Origin of the sequence: Nonomuraea sp. NPDC050540 (assembly GCF_044457485.1) — a bacterium.
In the GTDB taxonomy this organism is placed as follows: domain Bacteria; phylum Actinomycetota; class Actinomycetes; order Streptosporangiales; family Streptosporangiaceae; genus Nonomuraea.
The window spans coordinates 390098-415411 of the sequence record NZ_JBITHA010000004.1 but is presented as its reverse complement, the minus strand read 5'-3'; the positions used below and the strand labels follow the sequence as shown (position 1 = coordinate 415411).

Sequence of the window (25314 nt, the reverse complement as noted above, 5' to 3'; positions counted from 1 at the left end):
ACCTTACTTGAGGTTCTACGGTCGATCCATGTGCGAGATTCTGGTGACCGGGGCCTCCGGCGACATCGGCCGGCACGTCTTCGCCTCGCTGAGCGCGGCGGGAGTGCCCGTGCGGAGGCTGTCAGGGGAAGACGCCGACCTGCTCGATCCGGTACGCCTCGAACCCCGCCTCGACGGGGTGGAGACGGTGTTCCTCGTGTGGCCGGCCCTGAACGCGAAGGGCGCGGCGCCGGTGATCGAGCTGATCGCCGGGTACGCGCGGCGCGTGGTCCTTGTGTCGGCCTACACGCACGGCTTCTACACCGACATCGAGCGGCTGATCGAGCATGCCGGGCCCTCCTGGACGTTCCTGCGGCTCGGCGGCCTGGCGTCCGGCACCCTGGCCATGGCCGACCAGGTGCGGAACGGGGTGGTACGCCGGCCGTACGGGATGGCCAGGAGGTCCTTGATCCACGAGAAGGACGTGGCGGCGGTCGCCACGCACGTGCTGGCCTCGGCCGGGCACGGCGGCGTGCGTTACGCGCTCAGCGGGCCCGAGGCGCTCACCCAGGTCGAGCAGGTGCGCATCCTCGGCGAGGCGGTGGGCCGGGAGGTGCGGTGGGAGGATCTGGCGCCCGAGGTGGCGCGGCCGGAACTGCTGAGGACCTGGGGGGACGAGGCGTACGTGGACGCGGAGCTCAAGGCCTGGGGCGAGTTCGCGGACTCACCGGAGCCGGTCACCAACACCGTGCGGGTGCTGACCGGCCGGGAGCCGCGGACGTTCCGGGAGTGGGCGCGCGATCACGCGGACGCCTTCCGCTGATCGGCGGGGTGCTCGACCAGGGCGAGGATGCGGCTGGACATGAACCGGGCGGTGCGTACGGCACTGCCGCTCCTGGTCACCTCGCTGACTTCGACCAGACCTCGGCGGGTGGCCACCTCGACCCTGCGGCCGGCGCGGGTGGCCTTGACTTCGTAGGTTCGCGGGGTTCCCCCGGCGTCGATGACGATCTCTACCCAGTCACCCTTCATGTCTAGATTTATACCCAGAAAGACCTATTTTTATCCGTACACTAGTTTGATAATCGCCGCGATTCCGACGCAGACGATGACCCCGCGCAGCACCGGTGCGGGGATCTTCCTGCCGACCTTGGCGCCGACGTAGCCGCCGATCGTGGCGCCCACGGCGATCCCGGCCACGGCCCACCAGTCGACCTCCGCCACCAGGATGAACAGCACGGCGGCCGCGCCGTTCACGATCAGGGACAGGACGTTCTTGGCGGCGTTGACCCGCTGCAGGCCGTCGGTGAGGAAGCTGCCGAGCAGGCCGATGAGCAGCACACCCTGGGCGGCGCCGAAGTAGCCGCCGTAGACGCCCGCGCCCAGCACGCCCAGCCAGAGGACGACACCGCCGTCGGGGTGCGCGTGCTCACGCCGGGCCGACAGCCAGCCGTTCAGCTTGGGCTGGATGACGACGAGCACGCAGGCCAGCCCGATCAGGATCGGCACCACGATCTGGAAGACGTCCGGGTCCAGCCAGAGCAGCAGCAGGCCGCCGGCGAGCGAGCCGATCAGCGAGGCCACACCCAGCTTGACCAGCCGCTCACGCTGCCCGGACAGCTCGGCGCGGTAGCCGTAGGCACCGGTGAACGAGCCCGGCACCAGGCCGATGCTGTTGGAGACGTTGGCCACGACCGGGTCCACGCCTACCGCCACCAGCGCGGGGAAGGTGATCAGCGACCCCGACCCCACCACCGCGTTGATGGCTCCGGCCCCGACCCCGGCCGCGCACACCGCGGCCACCTCCCACGGCGTCACTGCCCCTCCTCGCTCAGAACTCGTTTCCCGAGCTTAGAGACCTGGGAGATATCTCTTTACGCCGGGTCCTTCGGCGGGCCGAACAGGCCGCCGAGACCCTCAAGCACCTTGCCCATCTCCGACGGCACGATCCACAACTTGTTGGCGTCGCCCTTGGCGATCTCGGGCAGCATCTGCAGATACTGGTAGGCCAGCAGCCGCTGGTCGGGATTGCCCTCGTGGATGGCCTTGAACACCATGCCGATCGCGTCGGCCTGGCCCTTGGCCCGCATCGCCTGCGCCTCGGCGTCGGCCTGCGCGCGCAGCACGGCCGCCTCCGCCTCGCCGCGCGCCCGCAGCACCGCCGCCTGCTTCTCGCCCTCGGCGGTCAGGATCGCCGCCTGCCGCTGGCCCTCGGCGGTCAGTACGGCGGCGCGCTTGTCGCGGTCGGCGCGCATCTGCTTCTCCATCGAATCCTGGATGGAGGAGGGAGGGTCGATCGCCTTGAGCTCGACCCGGTTGACCCGGATGCCCCACTTGCCGGTCGCCTCGTCGAGCACGCCGCGCAGCTCGGTGTTGATCTCCTCGCGGGAGGTCAGCGTGCTTTCGAGATCCATGCCGCCGACCACGTTCCTGAGCGTGGTGACGGTCAGCTGCTCGACGGCGACGATGAAGTTGGCGATCTCGTAGGTGGCCGCCTTGGGGTTGGTGACCTGGAAGTAGATGACGGTGTCGATGGAGACGACCAGGTTGTCGGAGGTGATCACCGGCTGGGGCGGGAAGGAGACCACCTGCTCACGCAGGTCGATCTCGTCCCTGATCCGGTCGATGAACGGCATCACGAGGTTGAGTCCCGGGCCGAGCGTGCGGTGGTAGCGGCCGAGCCGTTCGACGATCGCCGCGGTCGCCTGCCCGATGATCCGGACCGTCCGGTACAGGGCCAAGCCCACCAGCACGACCACGACGAGGATGACGATGAGCTCCGTGGCCATGGCACGCTCCGGAAAGTCGTGGGGGTCCCGACCACGGAGATCCTATTTGGTTTTGTACAGAGGCGGTCGGTAACCGCACAAATACGATCTAGTGCGCTCTCGCGTACCAGCGGCCCTCGGCGCTGCGGTCCAGCGACAGCGGAACGCCGAAGGTGCGGGAGAGGTTGTCGGCCGTCATGACCACGTCGAGCGGCCCCTGCGCCACCACCGAGCCGTGCTTCAGCAGCAGCCCGTGCGTGAACCCGCTCGGCACCTCCTCGACGTGGTGCGTGACCAGCACCAGAGTCGGCGAGCGCTGGTCCCCGGCCAGCAGCGACAACCGGCGCACCAGGTCCTCGCGCCCGCCCAGGTCGAGCCCGGCGGCCGGCTCGTCCAGCAGCAGCATCTCGGGGTCCGGCATCAGCGCGCGGGCGATCTGCACCCGCTTGCGCTCGCCTTCCGACAGCGTGCCGAACCTGCGCCTGATCAGATGGGCGGCGCCCATCATGTCGATCAGCTCGACCGCGCGGGTGACGTCGTTGGAGTCGTACTCCTCCGTCCAGCGGCCCAGGATCGCGTACGACGCCGTCAGCACCAGGTCGATGACCTTCTCCTCGGCCGGGATGCGCTCGGCCAGCGCCGCGCTGGCCAGCCCGATCCGCGGACGCAGGTCGAAGACGTCGGCCTGCCCCAGCCGCTCGCCCAGAATCTCGACCAGACCTTCACTCGGATACAGCAGCGTCGCCGCCACCTGCAGCAGCGTGGTCTTGCCCGCGCCGTTCGGCCCGATGACCACCCAGCGCTCGTCCTCGTTGACCGTCCAGTCGATGCCACGCAGGAGAGCCGCGCCGTCGCGTCTGACGGCGACATCCTGTAGCCGCAGCACCTGACCGCCCATCCCCGATACCTCCTCGCGCCCGATTGTCCCGGTTGCCGGAACGCACGGGACAAACCTATTGCAGGGCGAGCACATATCGTGGATCAGTGCGCGCTGAATCACCTGTCTCCCCCGCACTCGTGGCCTGGGGCAACGCCTGGCTGGCCGGTCACGTGGGCCTCGACGAGGCCGCCGACCAGGTGGAGTCCGTCGCAGGACCCACGTTGATCGCCACCGTCCCCCTCCGTGTGCACCTCGCCGACCTGCGCTCGCAAGGTCTCCATGAGGTACGGCTGGCCCTCCCGGCCCCCGGCGACCCGCTGGGGCTGTCGGGGCCGCCCGACTTCAACGCCGCCGCGGTGGACGCCGGGCAGGCGGCGATAGCCGTACTCGCCGAGCGGAACATCGGCCTGGTGCCGGAACCCGACCTGCGCGGCTCCTCCTACCAGGGCACCGCGTTCACGGTGCACCCGGCCGGACCGGTCCGCGCCGACCTGCCCTCCGTGGCCGAGGCCGAGCGCGATCTGGCCGAGGCCATCCAGGCCGCCACCGAGGCGCTCACCTCGGTCGAAGGGCCGGGCCAGGCCCATCCCGGCCAGTTGGAGCGCGCGGGCGGCGAGCTCGCGCCCGGCTACCCGGGCCGCGCCCACCGCGTGTCCGCGCTGGCCGCGCGACTGGCGGTGATGCTCCGGCTGGCCGACGAGGGCCTCGGGCTGACCTCCGCGCAGATGGCGACCAGGTCCGCGGCCCTGCGCCAGCTTGATCACGCGGTACGGCGGGCCACCGTGGCCGCCCACCACGCGATCTTCGAGCCGATCAGGAACCCGTGAGCTTCCAGAACCGGATCCGCTTGTCCTTGCCGGCGGTGACGATGGCCGGCCTGCCCGACATCGTCACCACGGCGACCAGCAGGACGCCCTTCTTGTGGGCTTTCACCGGCTTGCCGAGCGGTTTCCTGGTCTTGGGATCCCACAGCCGCATCGTGCCGTCGGTACTACCCGAGACCAGCACCACCCGCTCGCCGACCACGCCGAACGACAACGAGTAGACGATCTTCTTGTGCCCGGTCATCGGCTTGCCGATGGACTTGCCGGTCTTCGGGTCCCAGAGGCGGATCTTGTTGTCCTTGCCGCCGGAGGCCACCACCGGGCGGCCGTCCAGCGCGCCCATCGCGATCGAGTAGACGCCCTTGGTGTGCCCCTTGTACGGCTTGCCGTACTTCTTGCGCTTGGCCAGATCCCACAGCCGCAGCGTCCTGTCCTCGCCGGCCGAGACGGCGACCACGCGTGCGCCGACGCGGCCCACCCCCAGCCAGTTGACCGATCGGGAGTGGGCGCGGACGGTCTTGCCCGCCTGCTTCCTCTTGCCCAGGTCCCAGAACTTCAGCATGCCGTTCGCGTCGCCGCTCACCGCGACCCACTTGCCGCCCGCCTTGCCGACCGCGACCGCGTAGACGGAGTCGCCGTGGTAGCCGAGGACCTTGCCCTTGCGGGTCTTGAGGTTCCAGAGGCGGACCGTGCCGTCGTACCCGCCGGAGACGGCCATCGGCGTCTTGCCCATGGTCAGGCAGGCGACGGCGTACACCTCCTGGCTGTGGCCCTTCAGCCTGGCCACGTACTTGTGGTCCTTGGCGTTCCAGATCCGCACCTGGCCGTCCTGGCCGCCGGAGACGAGCATCAGCTTGCCGGAGATGGTGATCGCGGAGACGGTCTGGACGGCTTTGGAGTGGCCCTTGAGCGGCTTGCCGTCCTGTTTGCCCAGGGCGGGGGGCTGGATGACCACCTGGGGCGGCGGCGTGGGCGTCGGGGTCGGGGTCGGGGTCGGCGTTGGGGTGGGCGTCGGGGTGATCGAGGTGGTGACGCCCGCGACGCTCTGCTTGTCCGGCTCGCCCTCGCCAGAGGTGAACAGCCTCGGCACCACGACCAGCAACGTCGCGCTCAAGGCCAGTGCGACCACCAGGGCGGCGGTGACCAGGCCGGCGCGTCTGCGCTGGTTCGGGCCCGGGTTCTGGGGGACGCCCTTGAAGAAAGCGTCGTTGTCGCCCGGAGGCGGCGGCGGGCTCAGGTGAGCGTGCGGGTTCGGGTGCTGCGCGGCCTGGGGGTCCGGGCTCTGGTGCTGCGCGGCCTGGGGGTGCGGAGCCGGCTGCGCGGCCTGGGAGTGCGGAGCCGGCTGCGCGGCCTGGGGGTGCGGGGCCGGCTGCGTGGCCGGCTGTGCGTACGGCCGGCCGTACACGCCGGAGGGGTTGGCCCATCCGGTCGGCGCCACGGGCGGCGGGAACCCCGCGGGACCCTGGGCCGGGCCCTGCGCCGGGTGGGCGGGCGGGATGGACGGCGGGTCGGCGGCGACCTGGGAGCCCGTGGTCATCGCCACGTCGGCGTCGCGCTCCGGGATGGGGCCCTGGTTCTCCAGGAGGGCGAAGAGGGTGTCGGCGGCCGTCGGGCGTTCGTCGGCGCGCTTGCTGAGGCAGGCGCGCACGATCGTGCGGAGGTTGTCGGGAAGGGCGGAGAGGTCGGCTTCCTCGTTCATCACCCGGTAGATGACGGCGGGCAGGCTGTCCTGGCCGAACGCGGGCCGCCCGGTGGCCGCGAAGGTCATCGTCAGGGCCCAGCTGAACATGTCGCCGGCCGGTCCCACCCGCTCGCCGGAGATCTGCTCGGGCGACATGTACGCGGGTGTGCCCACGACCCCGCTGCTGATCGTGATCGCCGAGTCCAGCGCCCTGGCGATGCCGAAGTCGATCACCCGGGGGCCGTCGCTGCCGATGAGCACGTTGCTGGGCTTGAAGTCGCGGTGGACGATGCCGGCCCGGTGGATGGCGGCCAGCGCGGTGACGGTGCCGACGGCCAGCCGGTAGAGCGCGCCGCCCTGGCGCGGTCCCTCGGTCTGGACGACCCGCTGCAGCGAGACGCCGTCGACCAGCTCGGAGACGATGTACGGCCATTCGCCGTCCATGTTCGCCCCGATGACCTGCGCGGTGCAGAACTGCGCGACGCGGCGGGCGGCGGCCACCTCGCGCATGAACCGCTCGCCGTCGATGCCCGGACGGTCGAGCCGGGTGTTGAGCAGTTTGATGGCGACCATCTGCCCGTCGGGGCCCTGGCCCTGGAAGACGACGCCTTGCGCGCCTTTACCCACCCGGCCCAAGAGCCGATAGTTCCCCAGCGATACAGGATCACCCTGCTGTAAGGGGTGCAAATCCGGCACGTATCCCTCCCCCTTACGCAGAAACCCCCAAGACAAGCCTGGCCAGCAACCCCAAACCCGCGCAAGCACCGCCAGATCACGAAAGATCATCACTCTTTGTGGGATATTTGCCCTCGGCAATAATCAGCTGAAGAATCTGGGATTTCCAGCACCGTAGGGGGAGCCGCATATGCGCAAGTCTCTCAGCATGCTCTTAGGCGCGAGCCTGGCCGTCACCGGATTGACCGCCATACCCGCCCAGGCAACCACAAAAGCCACCATTGTTTCCCAAACCGCCCGCGCGCCGTACTCGAACTTCAAGGTCAGCGTCAAATACAGCACCCGTACCAAGCGCGGCGGAAAGATCCTCTACAAGATCAAGGCCAAGAACCTCGGCCCCCACTACGCCGACTACTTCTGGGTCGGCGGCCAGGTCCCCAAGGGCGTCGTCCCGACGCTGCGGTGGAGCGCCGCCAAGGGCACCAAGTGCAACTGGGAAGGCCGGTACTTCTGGTGCTGGGGCCGCTACGCCCTCGAAGTCGGCGACTCCGAATGGCTCAACTTCCAGGTGACGCTCAAGAAGAACACCAAGGGCACCGCCGTGGCCAAGCTCGGCGTGATCGCCTTCGATGTGCCGCTGGGCGCGGAGAACATCGACGAGGAAGAGCTTGAGCGCATCGGCATCAAGGGCTGGAAGTGGCTCAAGACCACCAAGACCAGGATCGTCTGGCCGCCCAAGCGCCCCACGCGCGGCTGGACGCCTCCGCCGGTGGTCAAGGACTACAACCCGCCGGTGGTGCACGAAGAGTCCAACAAGAAGAAAGACACATAAAGACCTTAAGGGCGTCACTTTCCTTTACGGCAAGCCAACCGAGCCGCCACCCGCCGACCATGGCCGACGGCCTCCAGGAAGACGCCATCAGCCCCGCACAGGGCCGGGCGCCGCAACGGCGCCCGGTCACCGGGCACGGCGCTCCCTTCCCAGCGCGCGACCAACTCCTGCTTCCCACGAGATGCGCACAACCCGCGGACCCACCGGGGAGGTCCGGCCAGGCGGGTGGTCGGGCGGGTCAGGCCAGGCCGTGGCGGACGGCGTAGAGTGCGGCCTGGGTGCGGTCCTGGACGCCGAGTTTCATGAGCACGTTCGACACGTGTGTCTTGACCGTCTTCTCCGCCACCGTCAGCGCCCGCGCGATCTCCCGGTTGGAACGTCCGGCGGCGATCAGGGTGAGGACCTCGCGTTCGCGTTCGGTCAGCTGGACCGGGCCCGGGACGTGCGCCTCGGGAGCGGACGGGCCCGCGCCGAGCATGGCCTCGGCCGCCTCGGGGGCCAGCAGCACCTGACCGCCGTGCACCGCCCGGACCGCCTGCACCAGCGCCGACGGGTCCACGTCCTTGTACAGGAAGCCCGCCGCGCCCGCCCGCATGGCCGGGCCCACGTCGGAGCGGTCGCTGACCGAGGTGAGCACCACGATCCGCGTCGCGGAACCGGTCAGGCGTTCGAGCGCGCCGAGCCCGCCGAGCACCGGCATCTTGAGGTCGAGCAGCAGCACGTCCGGCTTGAGCTCGCCGACGAGTTCGACCGCCGCCTGCCCGTCTCCGGCCTCGCCCACGACCGTGATGTCGTCCTGGAGGTCGAGGAAGGTGCGCAGGCCCTGCCGTACCACCGGATGGTCGTCGGCGATCAGCACCTTGATCAAATCCCCACCTCCACCAGAACCGTGGTCCCCTCGTCCCGGGACGAGCCGACGGTCAGCGTGCCGCCGACCGACTCCGCCCGGTCCTTCATGGACGCCAGCCCGAGCCCTCTGGAGCCGGCCTGGTCGAAACCCGTGCCGTTGTCGGCCACCGAGAGGGCCAGCTTGCCATCCTCGTACGCCAGCCGCACCCACACCTGGGTGGCGCCAGAGTGGCGCAGCGCGTTGTGCAGCGACTCCTGGGCCACGCGCAGCACCACCACCTCGACCGCCGGGTCCAGCGGCGGGAGTTCGTCGCTGTCGAACGTGATGGCCGCGGGCTGCAACCGGTCGAGCATGCGTACGTGCTTGCGCAGCGTCTCGCTCAGGCCGTGGCGGTCGAGCTCGGCCGGGCGCATCTCCACGATGACCGCCCGGAGCTCGGCCATGGCCTCACCGGCCAGCTTCTGGACGCGTTCGAGCTCGGCGGCGGCCCGGTCGGGGTCGGTGCGCAGCATCGTGGCCGCGGCCTGGGCGGTCAGCCGCAGCGAGAACAGCTTCTGGGTGACCGCGTCGTGGAGTTCGCGGGCCATGCGGTTGCGCTCTTCGACGAGGGCCAGCTCGCGGCCCTGCTCGTACAGCCTGGCGTTGGTGAGCGCGATCGCGGCGTGCGCGGCGAACAACGTGAGCAGGTCCTGGTCGTCCTGGGTGAAGCCGCCGGGGGTGCGCTTGTTGGCGAGGAAGATGATGCCGAGCACCTCGTCGCCGTCGCGGATCGGGACGCCGAGGAAGTCCTTCATGACCGGGTGCGCCTTCGGCCAGTACTCGAACCTGGGGTCCTCGCGCAGGTCGGGCAGCCTCGCGGGGGTCCCCTCCTGGAGCATCGCGCCGAGCATGCCATGCTGGCGGGGCAGCGGGCCGATCGCGTCCCACTGCTTGTCGGTCAGGCCCTCGGCGACGAACTCGGCGAACGAGCCGTCCTCGTCGGGCACGCCGAGCGCGGCGTAGCGGGCGTCGAGCAGGCGTTGCGCCGAGCGCACGATGACCTGCAGCACCTCGCGCACCGACAGGTGACGGGTGACCGCCAGCACGGCCGAGCTCACGGCCTGCAATATCTCGTCGCGATCGGGGGTCACCCGACCACTCTATGGTCCTAGGTCGATGTGCCCAGTCCCGGGCGGGACTTCAGCCCGATGTACGGCGGGCCACGCCTTTCTAGCGTCTAACCATGACGAACACCGCACTCATCACCGGCGCCTCCCGCGGTCTCGGCCTCGCCCTCGCGAGGTCCCTGGCAGGTGCGGGATGGAACCTCGTCCTCACCGCGCGCGGCGCCGACGATCTGGAGAAGGTCGCCGCCGAGATCGGCGCCACCGCGATCCCCGGCGACGTGGCCGAGGCCGAGCACCGCGAACGGCTGGCCAAGGCGGCCCCCTCGCTGGACCTGCTGGTCAACAACGCCAGCGGACTCGGCGCCACACCGCTGCCGAAGATCGCGGGCTATCCGCTGGAGGCGTTCCGCGTCCTGCTGGAGACCAACGTGATCGCCCCGCTCTCCCTCATCCAGGCGACGATTCCGGCGCTCAGGGCCGCCGGGGGCGCGATCGTGAACATCACCTCCGACGCCGCCACCGGCGCCTACGAGGGCTGGGGCGGCTACGGAGCCACCAAGGCGGCCCTGGAGCAGCTCTCGAACGTCCTGGCCGCCGAAGAGCCCGACGTCGCCGTCTGGTGGGCCGATCCGGGCGAGATGAACACCCGGATGCTGGCCGACGCCGTGGGAGCCGACGAGGCCGCGGGCGCCGCCGACCCGGCGCGGGTCGCGATCGCCCTGCACGACCTCATCAAGCGCCGCCCGGCCAGCGGGCGGGTGACCCTGCAATGACCGCCATCCTGGACGGCGGGCCCTCGGGTCTCGACTTCCGGCTTCCCGCCGCGCTGGAGGCCCACGCGCCGCCCGAGGCCCGTGGTCTGTCCCGCGACGGGGTACGCCTGCTGGTGAGCCGGGGCGGCACGCACACCCATCACCCGTTCGGCGACCTGCCCGGTCAACTGGATCCCGGCGACCTCGTGGTGGTCAACAACTCGGCCACGCTTCCCGCGGCGGTGCGGCTCGACCGGCTCTCGGTGCACTTCTCCACCGCCCGCGAGGACGGGACGTGGCTGGTGGAACTGCGGCGCCGTACGGCGAAGGCGTCCGAGCCCTACGGCGGGGGCGAGCCGGGCGAGTGGCTGCCGCTGCCGGGCAACGCGACGCTCAGGCTGATCGAACGCGAGACCCCGCGGCTGTGGCGGGCGCGGCTCGACCAGGACGTGGAGAAGTACCTGGCCAGGAAGGGCGTGCCGATCCGCTACTCCTACGTGGACCGGGACTGGCCGCTGGCCGACTACCAGACGGTGTTCGGCACCGTGCCGGGCAGCGCGGAGATGCCGAGCGCGGGACGGCCGTTCACGGCGGAGCTGGTGACGGCGCTCGTGTCACGGGGCGTGGGGGTCACGCCGATCACCCTGCACACCGGCGTCGCCTCCCCGGAGAAGGACGAGCCGCCCTACGCCGAGCGCTACGACGTGCCCGAGCACACGGCGCGCCTGGTCAACCTCACGCGCCGCGATGGCGGGCGCGTGGTCGCCGTCGGCACGACCGTCGTACGGGCGCTGGAGACGGCGACCGGCGCCGACGGGCTGGTCAGGGCGTCGAACGGATGGACCAGGCACCTGGTCACGCCCGACACGCCGCCGCGTGCGGTCACCGGGCTGATCACCGGGCTGCACGAGCCGAGGTCGAGCCACCTGCTGATGCTGACGGCGTTCGCGGGCCGGGAGAGGCTGGCGGAGGCGTACACGGAAGCGCTTCGCGAGGGGTATTTGTGGCATGAGTTTGGTGATGTGCACTTGATTCAGAAGTAATTGCTTTACATGGATTTTGCCTGCGTGATAGGAAAAGCCGACGTTCACGGGGGGTTTTCCTCGTCCCACTTTCCTCACGGAGACAGCTGCATGCGCAACTCCATCACGAAGGTAGCCACCTTCACGCTCGTCGCGGGGGCCATGATCCTTCCGGCCGTCCCGGCGGCTGCCGGCACCGCCACCACGACCACCACCGTCGCCGCCAAGGCCGCGGACCAGCCTTACTCGATCATGAAGGTGGGCGTCAGGGCGCCCAAGACGGTGAAGCGCGGCGGCAAGATCCAGTACCGGATCGACGTGCTGAACACCGGCCCCCACCAGGCCGACTACTACTGGGTCGGCGGCAAGCTGCCCAAGGGCATCGTCAACGGCCTGCGCTACAACGGCCCCAAGGGCACCCAGTGCGACTGGGACCCGACCGGGTTCTGGTGCTGGGGCCCCTGGGAGCTGGAGAAGGGTGACAAGGACTGGCTCGACATCCAGGTCACCCTGAAGAAGGGCACCCGCGGCACGGCCACCGCCCAGCTCGGGGCGCTGGTGTACGACATCCCGATCGGCATGGAGAACATGGACAAGGAGGAGATCGACCGGATCGGCGGCTTCAAGTCCTGGTTCTACGGCAAGAAGGTCAAGACCAAGATCGTCCGCTAGGTCGCTCCACGCGAACCCCGGGACACCCGGGGTTCGCCCTTGGTCCGTGGTGGACGGTCAACAGGGCGTCGTGGCGGTGGGGGCCACGTGCGACGTGCGCGGCGCCCGACGATCGGCGCTCACCCCCTTCGGCGGGAGGCGGGGCGGTGGCTTGCCGTAACGGGAAGCGGGCGTCCGAATGTTGGGCCGATGAGCAGCGGGCGGATGCGGCGCAGTACCGTGGCTCAAGTGGACCAGCGCACCCTCCTGATCACGCTCACCGGCCCCGACCGGCCCGGTGTCACCAGTCGCCTGTTCTCCGTCCTGGCCGGGTTCCCGGTCACCGTCTCCGACATCGAACAGGTCGTCATCCGCGGCCGGCTGACCCTCGGCGTGCTCGTCGCCTACGTCGGCGGCCCGTCCACCGGCACCGGCAGCACGCTCGGCGCCATGTGGACCGCCGTCGAGCGCACCGCGGAAGACCTCGGTCTGGAGGTCGAGCTCTCCACCGGCTCCCTCACCAAGGAGCAGCGCCGCCGCGGCCGCCTGTCGGTCAGCGTGCTCGGCCCCTCGCTCCCCCCGGCCGCCATCGCCGGCATCGCGGGCAGGATCGCCGCCGCCGGCGCCAACATCGACCGCATCGAACGCCTGGCCCAGTGGCCGGTCACCTGCATCGAACTGTCGGTGTCCGGTGCCGACCCCGACGCGCTGCGCGTCGAACTGGCCGCCGAGGCCGCCGCCCAGAAGGTGGACGTGGCCGTCCAGCGCACGGGCCTGTCCCGGCGGGCCAAGCGGCTCATCGTCATGGACGTCGACTCGACCCTCATCCAGGGCGAGGTCATCGAGCTGCTGGCCGCCCACGCGGGCTGCCTGGACGAGGTGGCGCGGGTCACCGAAGAGGCGATGCGCGGCGAGCTGGACTTCGCCGAGTCGCTGCGCCGCCGGGTGGCGTTGCTGGAGGGGCTGCCGGCGTCGGTGTTCGAGCAGGTGCGCCAGGAGGTCGTCCTCACCGCGGGCGCCCGGACGCTGGTGCGCACGCTCAAGCGCCTCGACTACCGCTTCGCCATCGTCAGCGGCGGCTTCACCCAGATCACCGACTCGCTGGTGTCGGACCTCGGCATCGACTACTCGGCGGCGAACGTCCTCGAAGTCGTCGACGGCCACCTCACCGGCCGGGTCGTCGGCGAGATCGTCGACCGTCCCGGCAAGGCGCGCGCGCTGGAGCGCTTCGCCCGCGAGGCCGGCATCGCGATCAGCCAGACGGTCGCGATCGGCGACGGCGCCAACGACCTCGACATGATCGCCACCGCCGGGCTGGGCATCGCCTTCAACGCCAAGCCCGTCGTCCGCCAGGCCGCCGACACCGCCGTCAACTCCCCGTACCTGGACGTGATCCTCTACCTCCTCGGCATCTCCCGCGACGAGGTCGAGGCCGCCGACGCCGAGGACGACGTCCTGGCGCCGAACTGAGCGCGACGGCTCAGCGCCGGGTGACCGATCGGGCCAGGTCGAGGGCGTCGGTGTTCAGGGTGCGCAGCGCCGGGTGGGCGGTGACCGCGTGGCGCAACGCCCGCCGTACCGAGGAGGGCTCGCCCTCGGCGGCCTCCTCCAGCAGCTCGTCGACGTGGCTGGCCACCTCGTCCAGCCCGTCGCCGTAGGCGTCCTCCTCCGGAGGCCGCGTGTTGTCCCGTACGGCCCGCGCGCTCGCCACCAGCCGGTCGGCCACCGCGTCGAGCACGGCGGTGGTGGCGTCGGATCCCACCTCCGAGCCCCGCAGCACCGCGGCCAGCAGCAGCGCGTCGTCGCGCAGCTTCCTGGACAGGGTGAGGGCGGCGCGTAGTTCCTCGGGCGCCTGTCCGCGGGGTTCCTTCTCCAGCCGGTCAAGCGACTCGCCGAGCCGGTCGGCGGCCTGACCGGCGGCCTCGGTGCGCTCGGACATGGCGTCGAGGTCGCGTTCGGCCAGGGCGCGGATGACCGCGGCGTGCTCGGTCAGGAGGTCCACGGTCAGGTCCTTGATCCCGCTCGCCTCTCCGCGCGGCCACAACAGCCGGGCGGCGACCAGCGCGAGCACGCCGCCGCCCGCGGTCAGCACGAGGCGGATTCCCGCGGCCTCCCAGTCCAGCCGGGTCGAGAAGTCCGTCAGCAGCAGCGCCAGCGGCGTCGCGAACACCGTCCAGTACCCGTAGCTGACCTCACGCAGCGCGAACCCGAGCGTCCCGAAGACCAGCACCGTCGCCACGATCGTGTACGCGCTCGGCACCGCCGCCAGCACCAGCGCCGCCGCGCCGGCGCCGACCACGGTCCCGGCGACTCGGAGCACCACCCGGTCCACGGTGTCGCCATAGGTGGAGCGCAGGCCCATCATCACAGTGAACACGAACCACTTGCCGTAGTGCTCGTGCAGGCCCACCATCAGCGCCATCGACGCGGCCACCGCGATGCCGAGCCGCCCGGCGTGCTCGGGTTCGTCGCCGAACCTGAGCTGCCAGGTGAACCGCGGCAACCGGGCCGGGGCCTGGATGCCCTCGCTGGTGAACACCCCGAGCGTCCGCACCGCCACGGCGATCCGGTCGAGGCAGCGCCGTACCTGACCGAGGAGCGCGACGGTCCGCAGCGACTCCGGGTCGGACAGCCGCCGCGCCCGCAGCCGCGAGATGTGCTCGGCGAAGTCGGCCGTGGCCGCCATCGCGACCGGCACACCCACGACGCTGCCCGCGGCCACCTGCCGCAACGCGGCCGTCAGCGCCGCGACGACCTTGTCGATCTCCTGCCGTTCCGCGCCCGCCTCCGCCCGGAACGCCCGCAGCGCCACCGTCTCGTGAAAGATCCGCACCAGCGTCTGCACGTAGGCGTCCGGCGACCGGTCGAGATCCTCCCCACCGCGATACGCGGCGGAGGAGGTGGCGGCGTCATCCAGCGCCTGGGACCCGCGCTCGCGCAGCTCGGCCCAGTCCTCCTCGGACCGCCCGAGCCCCTCCAGCATGCCGGCCAGAGCCTCGACCGCCTCGTCGAAGGCGTCCTTCAGCGGGTCGAGCCGTCGCACGGGCCACAGCGCGAGCGCGAGCACGCAGAACTCGATCCCCCCGAGCCCGACCATCAAGGCGCCGTCGAACCCCACCCGGGGGATCAGATAGAACCCCGTGACCACGGCCAGCACCGGAGGCATCCCCACGGTCCGCCACTGCCCGCCGGCCGCCGCCACCAGCCCGATCACCCCGACCGCCCACCACGGGTGCGGCGCGATCAACGTCCCGAGCCAGAACCCCGCCGCGATCAGCCCCACCTTGATGGCGAGATTCCGGGCGCGCTGCCCGTACGGCTTCCCGTAGGCATCCCCGAAAGCCGTGAAATAGGCCCCCAGAGCCGCCAGCCCACCCGCCTGCGGCGCCCCGGCCACGGACCCGATCACCAGCGGAAGCGCGATCGCCACCCCGCACAGCAGCCCGTAGCCCCACGGCGGACGGGCGGGCAGCTCGAAACCACGCCTCAGCGAACGAACGGCCCCCCGCATGGATCCGCCCCCGGTGTAGCTCCTAGGCCTGCTTGGGATCCCAGCGCGTGACCAGGCGTCCCTCCCCTGGCCAGAGATCTACCCAGGCCGAAGCCATCTGGATCACCGCGAACGACCCAGGCCGAAACCCGTAATCCCCACCCGCCAGCCCGAGCGCCAGCTCGTGAACCCCCGGGTTGTGCCCGCACAGGACCAGCGTCCGCGCCTCCGGATCCTGCAGCCGCACCAGCGCCAGCAGTTCGTCGGCGTAAGCCTCGTAGATGTCCCGCTCGAAGCTGACGCTTCGCTCGGGGAAAGCCAGCTCCGCGGTACGCCGCGTGCGCAGGGACGGAGAACAGAGCACCAGGTCAGGCTCGTACCCCAGAGCTCGGATCTCGTCACCGGCCCGCCCGGCGTCCCGCTCGCCCCGCTCGGTGAGCGGCCGATCCCGATCCGCCAGCCCCGGGACCTGGGCGGCCTTGGCGTGCCTCAGCACGATGAGCGTACGCACGCCGCTCACCCTCTCGACGCCCAGACGGCGAGCCCGACGAGAACGCCCAGGATCACCACCATGGCCAGCAGAATCAGGGCCAGCGTCCTGCCACCGTTGGGCCGCTTCTCTTCCACCCGCCCAGTTTCCCACCCGACCACCCCGCCCCGGCATCCGCCCGGTTCCAGTTTCGCCTCATGCCGTTGGCGTTGGGCCGGCCCGTGCAGGTCCTTGCCGCGGTGGCCGGTCAACGGGGCGTCGTGGCGGTGGGGACCACGTGCGACGTGCGCGGCGCCCGACGATCGGCGCGCGCCCGCTGCGGCGGGAGGTGGGGGCGGTGGCCTTGCCGTAACGGAAGGGCGGGTTTTACGGACGCGAAAAGGCGCCCGCCGCGAACGACGGGCGCCTTTCCGCGTGGTACCGCTTGACTACATGGCCGCTACGACGCCACGGGGGCGGGGTCGCGGTCGTTGTCGGAGGTGGAGTCGACCGGCACCGAGCGGCGCTTGCTGATCACGATGGCCACGATGACCACCACGACCGCGAACGTCGTCACGCCGATCCGCACGGCCGGGTTGTCCGCGTAGAGGACGACGGCGGGGGCCACCAGCAGTGCCACCAGGTTCATGACCTTGATGAGCGGGTTGATGGCCGGGCCCGCGGTGTCCTTGAACGGGTCGCCGACCGTGTCGCCGATGATCGTTGCCTCGTGCGCCTCGGAACCCTTGCCGCCGTGGTGGCCGTCCTCGACGAGCTTCTTGGCGTTGTCCCAGGCGCCGCCCGAGTTGGCCAGGAAGACCGCCATCAGCGTGCCGCAGGCGATGGCGCCGGCCAGGAACGCGCCCAGCGGCGCGTAGCCCAGTGCGAAGCCGACCGCGATCGGGGTCATGACGGCGAGCAGACCTGGCGTGGCCAGCTCGCGCAGCGAGTCGCGGGTGCAGATGTCGACGACGCGGCCGTACTCCGGCTTGACGGTGCCGTCCATGATGCCGGGGTTGCTGCGGAACTGGTCGCGGACCTCGTAGACCACCCGCATCGCCGCCCGTCCGACGGCCATGATGGCCAGGCCGGAGAACAGGAAGACGACCGCGGCGCCGATGATCAGGCCGACGAGCACGTTCGGCTGGTCGATGTCGAGGCCGAAGGTGGCCGGGTTCGGTAGTTCGCCCTGGACGGCGGTCTTGAAGGCGCCGAACAGGGCGGTCGCCGCGAGCACCGCCGTGGCGATCGCGATGCCCTTGGTGATCGCCTTGGTGGTGTTGCCGACCGCGTCGAGGCTGGTCAGGACGCGGGCGCCCTCACCCTCGACGTCGCCCGACATCTCGGCGATGCCCTGCGCGTTGTCGGAGACCGGGCCGAAGGTGTCCATCGAGACGATGACGCCCACGGTGGTCAGCAGACCGGTTCCGGCCAGCGCGACCGCGAACAGCGCCACGGTCACGTTGCCGAAGCCCAGCAGGAACGCGCCGTAGACGGCGCCGCCGATGATCAGCGCGGAGTAGACCGCGGACTCCAGGCCGACACTGATGCCGGACAGGATGACGGTCGCCGCGCCGGTCCGGGAGCTCTCGGCGATCTCCTGGACGGGACGCCGGTTGGTCTCCGTGAAGTAGCCGGTGAGCAGCTGGATCGCGCTGGCCAGCACGAGGCCGACGAGCACGGCGCCGATCGCGATGATCCGCGGGTCGGCGTCGGACTGGACCGAGGAACCGGCCAGGCCGCTGAAGCTGCTCGGCAGGTACCAGAAGGCGGCCGCGGCCACGAGCACCGCGGAGATCGCGGCGGAGATGAAGAAGCTGCGGTTGATGGCCGCCATGCCGTTGCGGTCCTTGTCGCGCAGGCCGGTGACGAAGATGCCGATGATGGCGGTGACGACACCGATCATCGGCACGATGAGCGGGAAGATCAGTCCCTGCTCACCGAAGGCCACCTTGCCCAGGATCAGGCTGGCGACCAGCATGACCGCGTACGACTCGAACAGGTCGGCCGCCATACCCGCGCAGTCGCCCACGTTGTCGCCGACGTTGTCGGCGATGGTGGCGGGGTTGCGCGGGTCGTCCTCCGGGATGCCCTGTTCGACCTTGCCGACCAGGTCGGCTCCGACGTCCGCGGCCTTGGTGAAGATGCCGCCGCCGACACGCATGAACATGGCGAGCAGCGCCGCGCCGAAGCCGAAGCCTTCGAGCACTCCGGGGGCGTCACCCTGGTAGAGGAACACGACGACGGCGGCGCCCAGCAGGCCCAAGCCCACCGTGAACATGCCGGCCACGCCGCCGGTCCTGAAGGCGATGCGCATCGCGCGCTTCTCGCCGCTCGCTCGGGCCGCGGCCGCCACACGCACATTTCCGCGTACGGCCAGCCACATGCCCATGAATCCCGTCAATGCGGAAAAGCCCGCACCGACGATGAAGAAGATCGAGCGGCCGATCTTCACATCCGTCGCGCCGGGCAGGAACCACAGCACGATGGGGATGATGACGACGAAAATGGCGAGAGTCTTGAACTGCCGCTTCAGATAGGCGGCCGCTCCTTCCTGTACGGCACGCGCGATGTTCTGCATGCGCTCTGTGCCTTGGTCGGCCGCCAGCACCTCGCGTACGAGGCCGCCGGCGACGGCCAATGCGATGAGTGCCACGGCGGCCACCACGACCACGATGGTCAGATTGCTTCCGCTCAGGGTCAGATTCGACGCTGGCTCGGCAGCCAGGTAGTGCCTAAACATCCGTTCTCCTCGGCAAGACCGGTACGTCCTGCCCGGGCGGTGCTGCAAGGTTCTCGGTTGGTGCGGCACCATCCGGGTAATGGGTGCCGCTTCCGGTTGAGTCCGCAGTGTCGCCGGATCACCTTGGCCGGTGCGGGGGAGTCTACGCAGGGGTTCCGCGGATATGAAGGCTCTTGAGGCGGGCAATTATGCCCACGTCCAGTAAGCCCCAGACTGGGACCCGATTTGGGAACTGGCTCGGGTTATGTCCGGCGGTTTACGGTCATGACAACTTCTTGAAAAGTGCTGTCCGAAATGGGGGTAAGTGGAGGCGGGCCACCGGGCGCCGTCGCGGCGGCCGGGCGCGTGCGGGTTCAGAAGCGTCACCCTGGAGGCCGCCGGCCATGGTCGGCGGGTGGGGGTGGCCGGCTTCGCCGTAATGCCGGAAGGGGCTCTTCCGCGCCCGACGCGGCACCACGACACCATGAGGGCGCGTTTTGTAAGACGGACGCCCGCTACGACCCCGGGGACACGCGACCACGGGCGTGGGCGCGCATCCCCTGTCACAGGCGTGTCCTTTTAGGACAAGCACCACGCTTCCGCGGGCGCGCCCCTTACGAGGGCGGCGCCGAAGTCAGGAGGCGCGGCCGTTGAGAGAGGCCGGCCAGCTCATCCTGATGCGCATCCCCTTGGGGCTGGGGAACACCTCGACATCGTCGGCCAGCCCCGCGATCACCGCGATGCCGAAACCCGACATGAACGAATCGGAGAGCATGCCCAGATCGACCGGCTGCTCCTGCTGGATCTCGTCGCTCGGGGCCTGGTCGCTGACCGTGACCTCGAAGCGGCCGGAATCATCGCGAAGCTCGATGCGGATCGGCTCTCCCGGGCAGTGGGCGCGATGCGCCTCCACGGCCCGGGAGCAAGCCTCACCGACGGCCAGCCTGACCTCGTCAAGCAGCGACTCCTCCACGCCGGTACGCCGGGCGATGGCCGTGGCGACCAGCCTGGCGGTCCGCACGTGGGCGGGGAGGGCGCTGAACGTCAGCTCGACGGTAGCCATGGCTACTTGTCTTTGCCGTGAGCTTCCTTGGCCTCGTCGACCGAAGCGTAGATCCCGAAGACCTTGGTCAGACCGGTGATCCGGAAGATCTTCAGGATGCGCTCCTGCGTGCAGACCAGCTCGAGAGAGCCATCGTGCGCGCGAACTCGCTTGAGCCCGCCGACCAGGACGCCAAGGCCGGTCGAGTCCAGGAAGTCGACCTTCTCCATGTTCACGAGAAGGTGGAAGTTGCCCTTGTTGACCAGGTCGATCAGAAGCTCACGCAATCTGGGCGCGGTGTAGACATCGATCTCACCCTCGACCTCCACGATGGTGAGTCGGTCCTCGTTGTGGTGATCCAGCTTCAGATCCACAGATCCTCCAGCGCCTCGCCTGCGAAAGTACCCTTGCGGGCCTGGCAGTCTGGAGCGGGACTCCCGACTGTCGGACCCTGACGCGCGGCATTCAACCACGCGTCTGCCTTGTGTCTATACGAAATCACGATTCCCGGCGACTTTGCCCACGGATGCCAGACTGGAAACAGTGACTTCCTCCGCTTCCTCCCCACACCGGCCAGGTCCACTCCTCCAGCACCTGCTCGGCGTTCCCGCACGTCATGAGCGCGTCACCCATGTGGAGCATGTTCCAGCACGTCAGGCGGGTCAAGTGGGATGGCCCAAATGGGCACCGGAACTCCTGGTTACGCGCTTGGCGAACCAGGGCGTAGCGGGTTTGTGGCCCCACCAGTACGAGGCCGCTGACCTGGTGCGCCGTGGCCGAAACGTGATCATTTCCACAGGAACGGCGTCCGGGAAGTCGCTCGCGTACCTCACGCCCGCGATCGCCGCCTGCCTCGACGGCGGCACCGTCCTCTACCTCACGCCCACGAAGGCGCTCGCCGCCGACCAGCTCCGCTCGGTGCGCGAGCTACGCGTCTCCGCGGTACGGCCGGCCACCTTCGACGGCGACACCCCCTTCGAGGAACGTACGTGGGTCCGCCAGCACGCCAACTACGTCCTGACAAATCCCGACATGCTCCACCGCGGCATCCTGCCCCGCCACGCCCAGTGGTCCGCCTTCTTCCGCCGCCTGCGCATGATCGTCGTCGACGAGTGCCACGGCTACCGCGGTGTCTTCGGCTCCCACGTGGCCCAGATCCTGCGGCGGTTGCGCCGCGTGTGCGGCCGGTACGGCTCCGCGCCCGTCTTCATGCTCGCCTCCGCGACGGCGAGTGAGCCGGCGGTGTTCGGGAGGCGGCTGACGGGGCTTGAGATGGACGAGGTGACCTTGGACGCCTCGCCCAAGGGGTCGACCACGTTCGCGCTCTGGGAACCGCCTCTGACGGATCTACGGGGCGAAGGCGGCGCCCCGGTCCGCCGCACCGCCACCGCGGAGACCGCCGACCTGCTCGCCGACCTGGTTCTGGCCGACGTCCGCACCCTCGCCTTCGTCCGCAGCCGCCGGGGGGCGGAGACGGTCGCCCTGTCGGCCCGCGCGAAGCTGGCCGACGTGGCCGCCACCCTCCCCCACGGCGCCCACCTCGGCCCCCTCCCCGGCGCCCCCCTCCCCAACCTCCAGGACATCCCCCTCCCAACCCCCCCAGCCGACACCCTTCCCACACCCCCGGCGGACACCCTCCCCGCGCCCACACCCCCAGCCGACGCCCTCCCCGCTCCCGCACCGGACGCACTCCCTGGCATCCCCGTGCCCGCGCCCCCAGCCGACGCCCTCCCCGCTCCCGCACCGGACGCCCTTCTTGGCGTCCCCGCGCCCACACCCCCGGCTGACCGCACCCCCCGCGATCTCCCGGCCGAAGACGCCCAAGCCGTCCCCGTCGACCTGTGGGCGGATCTGGCCGGTCTGCCCGACAAGGTGGCCGCCTACCGCGCGGGCTACCTCTCGGAGGATCGCCGTCTCCTGGAGAAGGCCCTGCGCGCCGGCACCCTGATCGGCCTGGCCACCACCAACGCCCTCGAACTCGGCGTGGACGTCTCCGGCCTGGACGCCGTCCTGATCGCCGGTTGGCCGGGCACCCGCGCGTCCCTGTGGCAGCAGGCGGGCCGGGCGGGGCGTGACGGCCAGGACGCGCTGGCCGTACTGATCGCCCGCGACGACCCCCTGGACACCTACCTGGTCCACCACCCTGAAGCCCTGTTCGGCCGCCCGGTGGAGGCCATAGTCCTGGACCCGGACAACCCGTACGTCCTCGGCCCCCACCTCTGCGCCGCCGCCGCCGAGATCCCGCTGGCGGAGGAGGATCTGGCGACATTCGGCGACACCACCGCGACGGTCCTGGACGACCTCGTAGAGCAGGGCCTGCTCCGCCGAAGGTCCGCGGGCTGGTTCTGGACCAGACGCGAACGCGCCACCGACCTGGCCGACATCCGAGGCGCCGGCGGAGCCCCCGTCCAGGTGGTGGAGTCCGCGACCGGCCGCCTGCTGGGCACGGTGGACGAGCCCTCGGCCCACACCACCGTCCACACCGGCGCCGTCTACCTCCACCAGGGCGAAACCTTCCTGGTGGAAGAGCTGGACCTGGAAGCCGGTGTCGCTCTGGTGGGCGCCGCCGAGCCCGACTACTCGACGTTCGCCCGCGACATCACCGAGATCCGCGTACTCAAGTCCCTCCGCACCGCCCCCATCGGGCCGGGCACCCTGACGTTCGGGGAGGTGGAGGTCACCCGGCAGGTCGTCTCCTACCTGAAGCGCCGCCTCCACTCCGGCGAGATGCTGGGCGACGAACCCCTGGAACTCCCCCCACGCACCCTCCGCACCCGCGCCGTCTGGTGGACCCTCCCGGCCGACACGATCGCCACCCTCTCGGAGGAGGGCTTCGACCTGGCCGGCGCCGCCCACGCCGCCGAGCACGCCTCCATCGGACTGCTCCCGCTGTTCGCCACCTGCGACCGCTGGGACATCGGCGGCGTGTCCACCGAACTCCACTTCGACACCGGCCTCCTGACCGTCTTCGTCTACGACGGCCACGAGGGCGGCGCCGGCTTCGCCGAACGCGGCTACTCCCGAGCGACGGACTGGCTCACCGCCACCCGCGAAGCCATCCGCTCCTGCGAGTGCGAACGCGGCTGCCCATCCTGCATCCAGTCCCCCAAATGCGGAAACGGCAACGAACCCCTCAGCAAACCCGGCGCCCTCCGCCTCCTGGACACCCTCCTAGACCCCTGACCCCACGCAAGGCCGCCGGGCAGCCAACCTGCCTACCTGCCAAGCCGCTGGGCCGCCCCGCCAAACCGCCGAGGCCGCCGGCCGCTGAGCCGGGTCGAGACCTGCTTGGCGAGCCGGGGGAATTCGGGAGCCGGCCGAGAGGGTGCTCTGGTACGGACCAGTTGGCGATCAAAGGCCGGGCCGATCTGGGTATCCGGGCCACGGCGACCGGCCCACGGTGCGGTCGTCGCGGCGGCCGACCACGCGCGGCCGACGACCGTCACCCTGGAACGCCACCAGCCCCGTGCGGCGGGTGGGGCAAGTTGGCCGGCCGTAAGAGAAAAGCGGCCTTCAAAGCAGCGGCCGTAAAGGAGGGACGCGGTCAGCTTTCCACTCGCTCGTCGGGAGTCCAGAAGTCGCCCGGCTGGGGACGCTCCCAGAACCCGCTGTCCTCCATCGCCCGAGGAGTCGGCGGGAGGTAGTCATCCCAACGATCCTCAAGCCGTACGGCAGGCGCGGGCACCGACGACTCCGGCATCTCGGTCACCGCCGAACTGGGCAGAGCGATACGGACCGGCTCGTGACGGGCGGCGTCGGCCTGGTTCTGCGCGGTGCGGATGTCGTCGGCGCTCAGGTACAGCGGTAAGGCAGCAGACGGCTCCACCCCGCCCGCGGCACCAGGCACCTGGCCGTCCGGCAGCTGACCGGAAGCCGAGGCCGGACCCGACGGCGCACTGGACGCCCTCGTCAGGCCGGAGACCTGCGGCGGCACCCGCGATGGGGCGCTCCCAGGCAGGGGAACGTCCGGCTGGTCACGCTTCGGGCGGGTCTTGGCCACCGCCAGAACCACAGCCGGACGGCGAGGCGCAGTCGTGGCGGGCGGAACGCCGTCGCCGGACGGTGGCCCGTCATACCCGCCTCCACCAACCCCCACGCCAGGCCCGCCGCTCGGACCGCCCGCGTTCGCCAGCGACCGCCGCCGCGCCCAAGCGCCGAAGTGAACCGCGACCAGCAGAAGAACAAGGCCACCTGCGACATAGAGCCCGTACTGCCCCACGCTGCCCAACGGGGACTCCGACGACTGCGCCGTCACCTTGCTGTCGGCAGGCGCCTGGCTCTCTTCGGCGGCCGGGGCGAGCCCGTCGTCCTTGGCCTGTTCGTCGGCGGTGGGCAGCGGCAGGTTGCCGTTCTTGTCGGTCTCCGGCATCGCCGGGAGCTTGGTGTCGTTCTTGGGAGAGGTGACCCTGCCGGTGGTCTTGGGCTCGGTCTTCTTCTTGTTGTTCGGGATCGTGGGGAGTTCGTCGACGCCGTTCTTGTTGGTCTGCGGCTTGGTGGTGGGGGCGGTGGTCGCCTTCTTCGTGGTCGGCTTGGCGGCGGGCGGCGCGGGCACGTTCACATACGCCGCGCCCGAGTTGCCCGACCCGATCGAGCCGCCGTCACCGTCCCCCCGGTACGCCTTCACCGTGAACCCCACCCGCTGCCCCGCGGCCTTGGGCGGCACGGACAGCGTCGCCTTGCAGGTGCCTCCCCCGCACGCCTCGTCGGCCGACATCCGCCCGACGATCCCGGACTGGGTGGTGGCCACCTCGTACGACTGGAGATCGGGCTCACGGCCCTTGCTCCAGGTCACGACCACCTTGTCCGCGCCCCGCAGCGTGGCGTCCACCCCGCTGGGCGCCGCCGCCGCCCGCCGGAGCTTGAACGTGCTCGTCTCATAGGTGCTGCCGCTGATCTCGCCCCGGAGCGTCACGGTGAAGGTCCCGTTGGGCACGTCCCCGGCGTCGAACGTCCCCGACAACGTCTGGTTCGCGCCCCCACTGGCCACCTTCTGCCGAGGCGTGGACGGCCCTTCGACGTAGAGCGCCATGCTCAGCTGCGCCAGCCGGGTACGCGCGGAAACAGGCACCGACCCACCACTGACGACCTGGCCATCGGAAGGCGACGTGATCTGCCCATCCTGCCCACGGACGGCACCGAGCATCCCTTGACCCGGTACGAACGTCTGCCCCTGGGCCGACGCCGTACCGCCGCCGAGCGCGATGGACCCGGCCACGACCAGCGTGGCGGTCACCAGTCTGCCAACCACCGTCACGACGCATCCCTTCAGGAGAGCCTCGTGCCGCCTGTCAGGGCGGCCGGAAGTGCCAGTTCCCCGGCGACCATAGCGACTGAGATGCGCCGTTCCCAGGCCTAATCCCAGAAGGCATGAACCGAGGGTAAGCGTGACCTTACGCCAGATATCTCACTCTTGGACACGGCGTCCAAGAAGTCGTGATTCGATTGCGACCTACCTCCCACCAACCCCCACAACCCCACCCCTAACCACCCCGCCGCCCCAATACTCCCCCCGCAACCGCCCTCACCCCCGACCCCCGACCCCCGACCCCCGACCCCCGACCCCCGACCCCG

The 25314-nt window shown here is 70.5% G+C and carries 21 protein-coding genes; 8 read left to right on the top strand and 13 right to left on the bottom strand.

The window, feature by feature from the left end; translation table 11 throughout:
* Window positions 1-28: 28 nt before the first annotated feature.
* The gene (locus tag ACIBI5_RS16510; RefSeq protein ID WP_397247524.1) at window positions 29-802 is read left to right on the top strand and encodes a nucleoside-diphosphate sugar epimerase; all 774 of its coding nucleotides are present in this window, start codon (window positions 29-31) and stop codon (window positions 800-802) included.
* Here ACIBI5_RS16510 and ACIBI5_RS16505 read toward each other — a convergent pair.
* The 4 genes from ACIBI5_RS16505 to ACIBI5_RS16490 all read right to left on the bottom strand — a co-directional run bounded on the left by ACIBI5_RS16505 (window position 781) and on the right by ACIBI5_RS16490 (window position 3645).
* A complete protein-coding gene (locus ACIBI5_RS16505) occupies window positions 781-1011 on the bottom strand; it encodes a hypothetical protein (protein WP_184958722.1) in 231 nt (76 codons plus the stop codon). The two genes, ACIBI5_RS16510 and ACIBI5_RS16505, sit on opposite strands and share 22 nt — an antisense overlap.
* Before the next feature lie 30 nt (window positions 1012-1041).
* Window positions 1042-1797 (bottom strand): sulfite exporter TauE/SafE family protein, encoded by a 756-nt coding sequence (locus ACIBI5_RS16500; protein ID WP_397247522.1) that lies wholly within the window; start codon window positions 1795-1797, stop codon window positions 1042-1044.
* A 56-nt stretch (window positions 1798-1853) separates the two neighbouring features.
* Window positions 1854-2768, bottom strand: coding sequence for an SPFH domain-containing protein (locus ACIBI5_RS16495; RefSeq protein ID WP_397247520.1), 915 nt, complete (start codon window positions 2766-2768; stop codon window positions 1854-1856).
* Window positions 2769-2856: 88 nt separating this feature from the next.
* Window positions 2857-3645, bottom strand: a complete 789-nt coding sequence (locus tag ACIBI5_RS16490; protein WP_397247518.1) for an ABC transporter ATP-binding protein — start codon at window positions 3643-3645, stop codon at window positions 2857-2859.
* Between the two features lie 86 nt (window positions 3646-3731).
* On the opposite strand from ACIBI5_RS16490, the gene ACIBI5_RS16485 reads away from it, so the two are divergent.
* The gene (locus ACIBI5_RS16485) at window positions 3732-4454 is read left to right on the top strand and encodes a hypothetical protein (protein WP_397247516.1); all 723 of its coding nucleotides are present in this window, start codon (window positions 3732-3734) and stop codon (window positions 4452-4454) included.
* Here the strand turns inward: ACIBI5_RS16485 and ACIBI5_RS16480 are convergent.
* A complete protein-coding gene (locus ACIBI5_RS16480; protein WP_397247514.1) occupies window positions 4441-6768 on the bottom strand; it encodes a protein kinase in 2328 nt (775 codons plus the stop codon). The two genes, ACIBI5_RS16485 and ACIBI5_RS16480, sit on opposite strands and share 14 nt — an antisense overlap.
* Before the next feature lie 229 nt (window positions 6769-6997).
* Between ACIBI5_RS16480 and ACIBI5_RS16475 the strand changes: the two genes are divergently transcribed.
* The gene (locus ACIBI5_RS16475; protein WP_397247512.1) at window positions 6998-7639 is read left to right on the top strand and encodes a hypothetical protein; all 642 of its coding nucleotides are present in this window, start codon (window positions 6998-7000) and stop codon (window positions 7637-7639) included.
* 238 nt (window positions 7640-7877) lie between these two features.
* On the opposite strand, the gene ACIBI5_RS16470 is transcribed toward ACIBI5_RS16475, so the two are convergent.
* Entirely contained in the window at window positions 7878-8507 is a 630-nt protein-coding gene (locus ACIBI5_RS16470) for a response regulator (RefSeq protein WP_397247510.1), read from the bottom strand.
* Window positions 8504-9619 carry a GAF domain-containing protein gene (locus ACIBI5_RS16465; RefSeq protein ID WP_397247508.1) on the bottom strand — a complete coding sequence of 372 codons (1116 nt, stop codon included), beginning with the start codon at window positions 9617-9619 and terminating at the stop codon, window positions 8504-8506. The genes ACIBI5_RS16470 and ACIBI5_RS16465 overlap by 4 nt, the downstream gene beginning before the upstream one ends.
* A 92-nt stretch (window positions 9620-9711) precedes the next feature.
* Here ACIBI5_RS16465 and ACIBI5_RS16460 point away from each other — a divergent pair, with 92 nt between their 5' ends.
* The 4 genes from ACIBI5_RS16460 to serB all read left to right on the top strand — a co-directional run bounded on the left by ACIBI5_RS16460 (window position 9712) and on the right by serB (window position 13490).
* Window positions 9712-10368: an SDR family NAD(P)-dependent oxidoreductase gene (locus tag ACIBI5_RS16460; RefSeq protein ID WP_397247506.1), complete on the top strand. Its 657-nt coding sequence runs from the start codon at window positions 9712-9714 to the stop codon at window positions 10366-10368.
* Window positions 10365-11390, top strand: coding sequence for an S-adenosylmethionine:tRNA ribosyltransferase-isomerase (locus ACIBI5_RS16455; protein WP_397247504.1), 1026 nt, complete (start codon window positions 10365-10367; stop codon window positions 11388-11390). The genes ACIBI5_RS16460 and ACIBI5_RS16455 overlap by 4 nt, the downstream gene beginning before the upstream one ends.
* Window positions 11391-11480: 90 nt before the next feature.
* A complete protein-coding gene (locus tag ACIBI5_RS16450; RefSeq protein WP_397247502.1) occupies window positions 11481-12041 on the top strand; it encodes a hypothetical protein in 561 nt (186 codons plus the stop codon).
* 228 nt (window positions 12042-12269) lie between these two features.
* Complete coding sequence (gene serB, locus ACIBI5_RS16445) at window positions 12270-13490, top strand: phosphoserine phosphatase SerB (protein ID WP_397247500.1); 1221 nt, start codon at window positions 12270-12272, stop codon at window positions 13488-13490.
* A gap of 10 nt (window positions 13491-13500) precedes the next feature.
* Here the strand turns inward: serB and ACIBI5_RS16440 are convergent, their stop codons facing one another.
* From ACIBI5_RS16440 to ACIBI5_RS16420, 5 genes are all read right to left on the bottom strand, one after another.
* A complete protein-coding gene (locus tag ACIBI5_RS16440) occupies window positions 13501-15531 on the bottom strand; it encodes an FUSC family protein (RefSeq protein ID WP_397247498.1) in 2031 nt (676 codons plus the stop codon).
* A gap of 22 nt (window positions 15532-15553) precedes the next feature.
* Window positions 15554-16021 (bottom strand): SixA phosphatase family protein, encoded by a 468-nt coding sequence (locus ACIBI5_RS16435; protein WP_397247496.1) that lies wholly within the window; start codon window positions 16019-16021, stop codon window positions 15554-15556.
* Between the two features lie 418 nt (window positions 16022-16439).
* Window positions 16440-18722, bottom strand: coding sequence for a sodium-translocating pyrophosphatase (locus ACIBI5_RS16430; protein ID WP_397247494.1), 2283 nt, complete (start codon window positions 18720-18722; stop codon window positions 16440-16442).
* A gap of 613 nt (window positions 18723-19335) precedes the next feature.
* Entirely contained in the window at window positions 19336-19764 is a 429-nt protein-coding gene (locus ACIBI5_RS16425) for an ATP-binding protein (protein ID WP_379611337.1), read from the bottom strand.
* Window positions 19765-19766: 2 nt separating this feature from the next.
* Entirely contained in the window at window positions 19767-20117 is a 351-nt protein-coding gene (locus tag ACIBI5_RS16420; protein ID WP_020542579.1) for an STAS domain-containing protein, read from the bottom strand.
* A gap of 409 nt (window positions 20118-20526) precedes the next feature.
* Between ACIBI5_RS16420 and ACIBI5_RS16415 the strand changes: the two genes are divergently transcribed.
* Entirely contained in the window at window positions 20527-22926 is a 2400-nt protein-coding gene (locus ACIBI5_RS16415; RefSeq protein WP_397247492.1) for a DEAD/DEAH box helicase, read from the top strand.
* A gap of 361 nt (window positions 22927-23287) precedes the next feature.
* On the opposite strand, the gene ACIBI5_RS16410 is transcribed toward ACIBI5_RS16415, so the two are convergent.
* Entirely contained in the window at window positions 23288-24997 is a 1710-nt protein-coding gene (locus ACIBI5_RS16410; protein ID WP_397247490.1) for a hypothetical protein, read from the bottom strand.
* Between the last annotated feature and the right edge of the window lie 317 nt (window positions 24998-25314).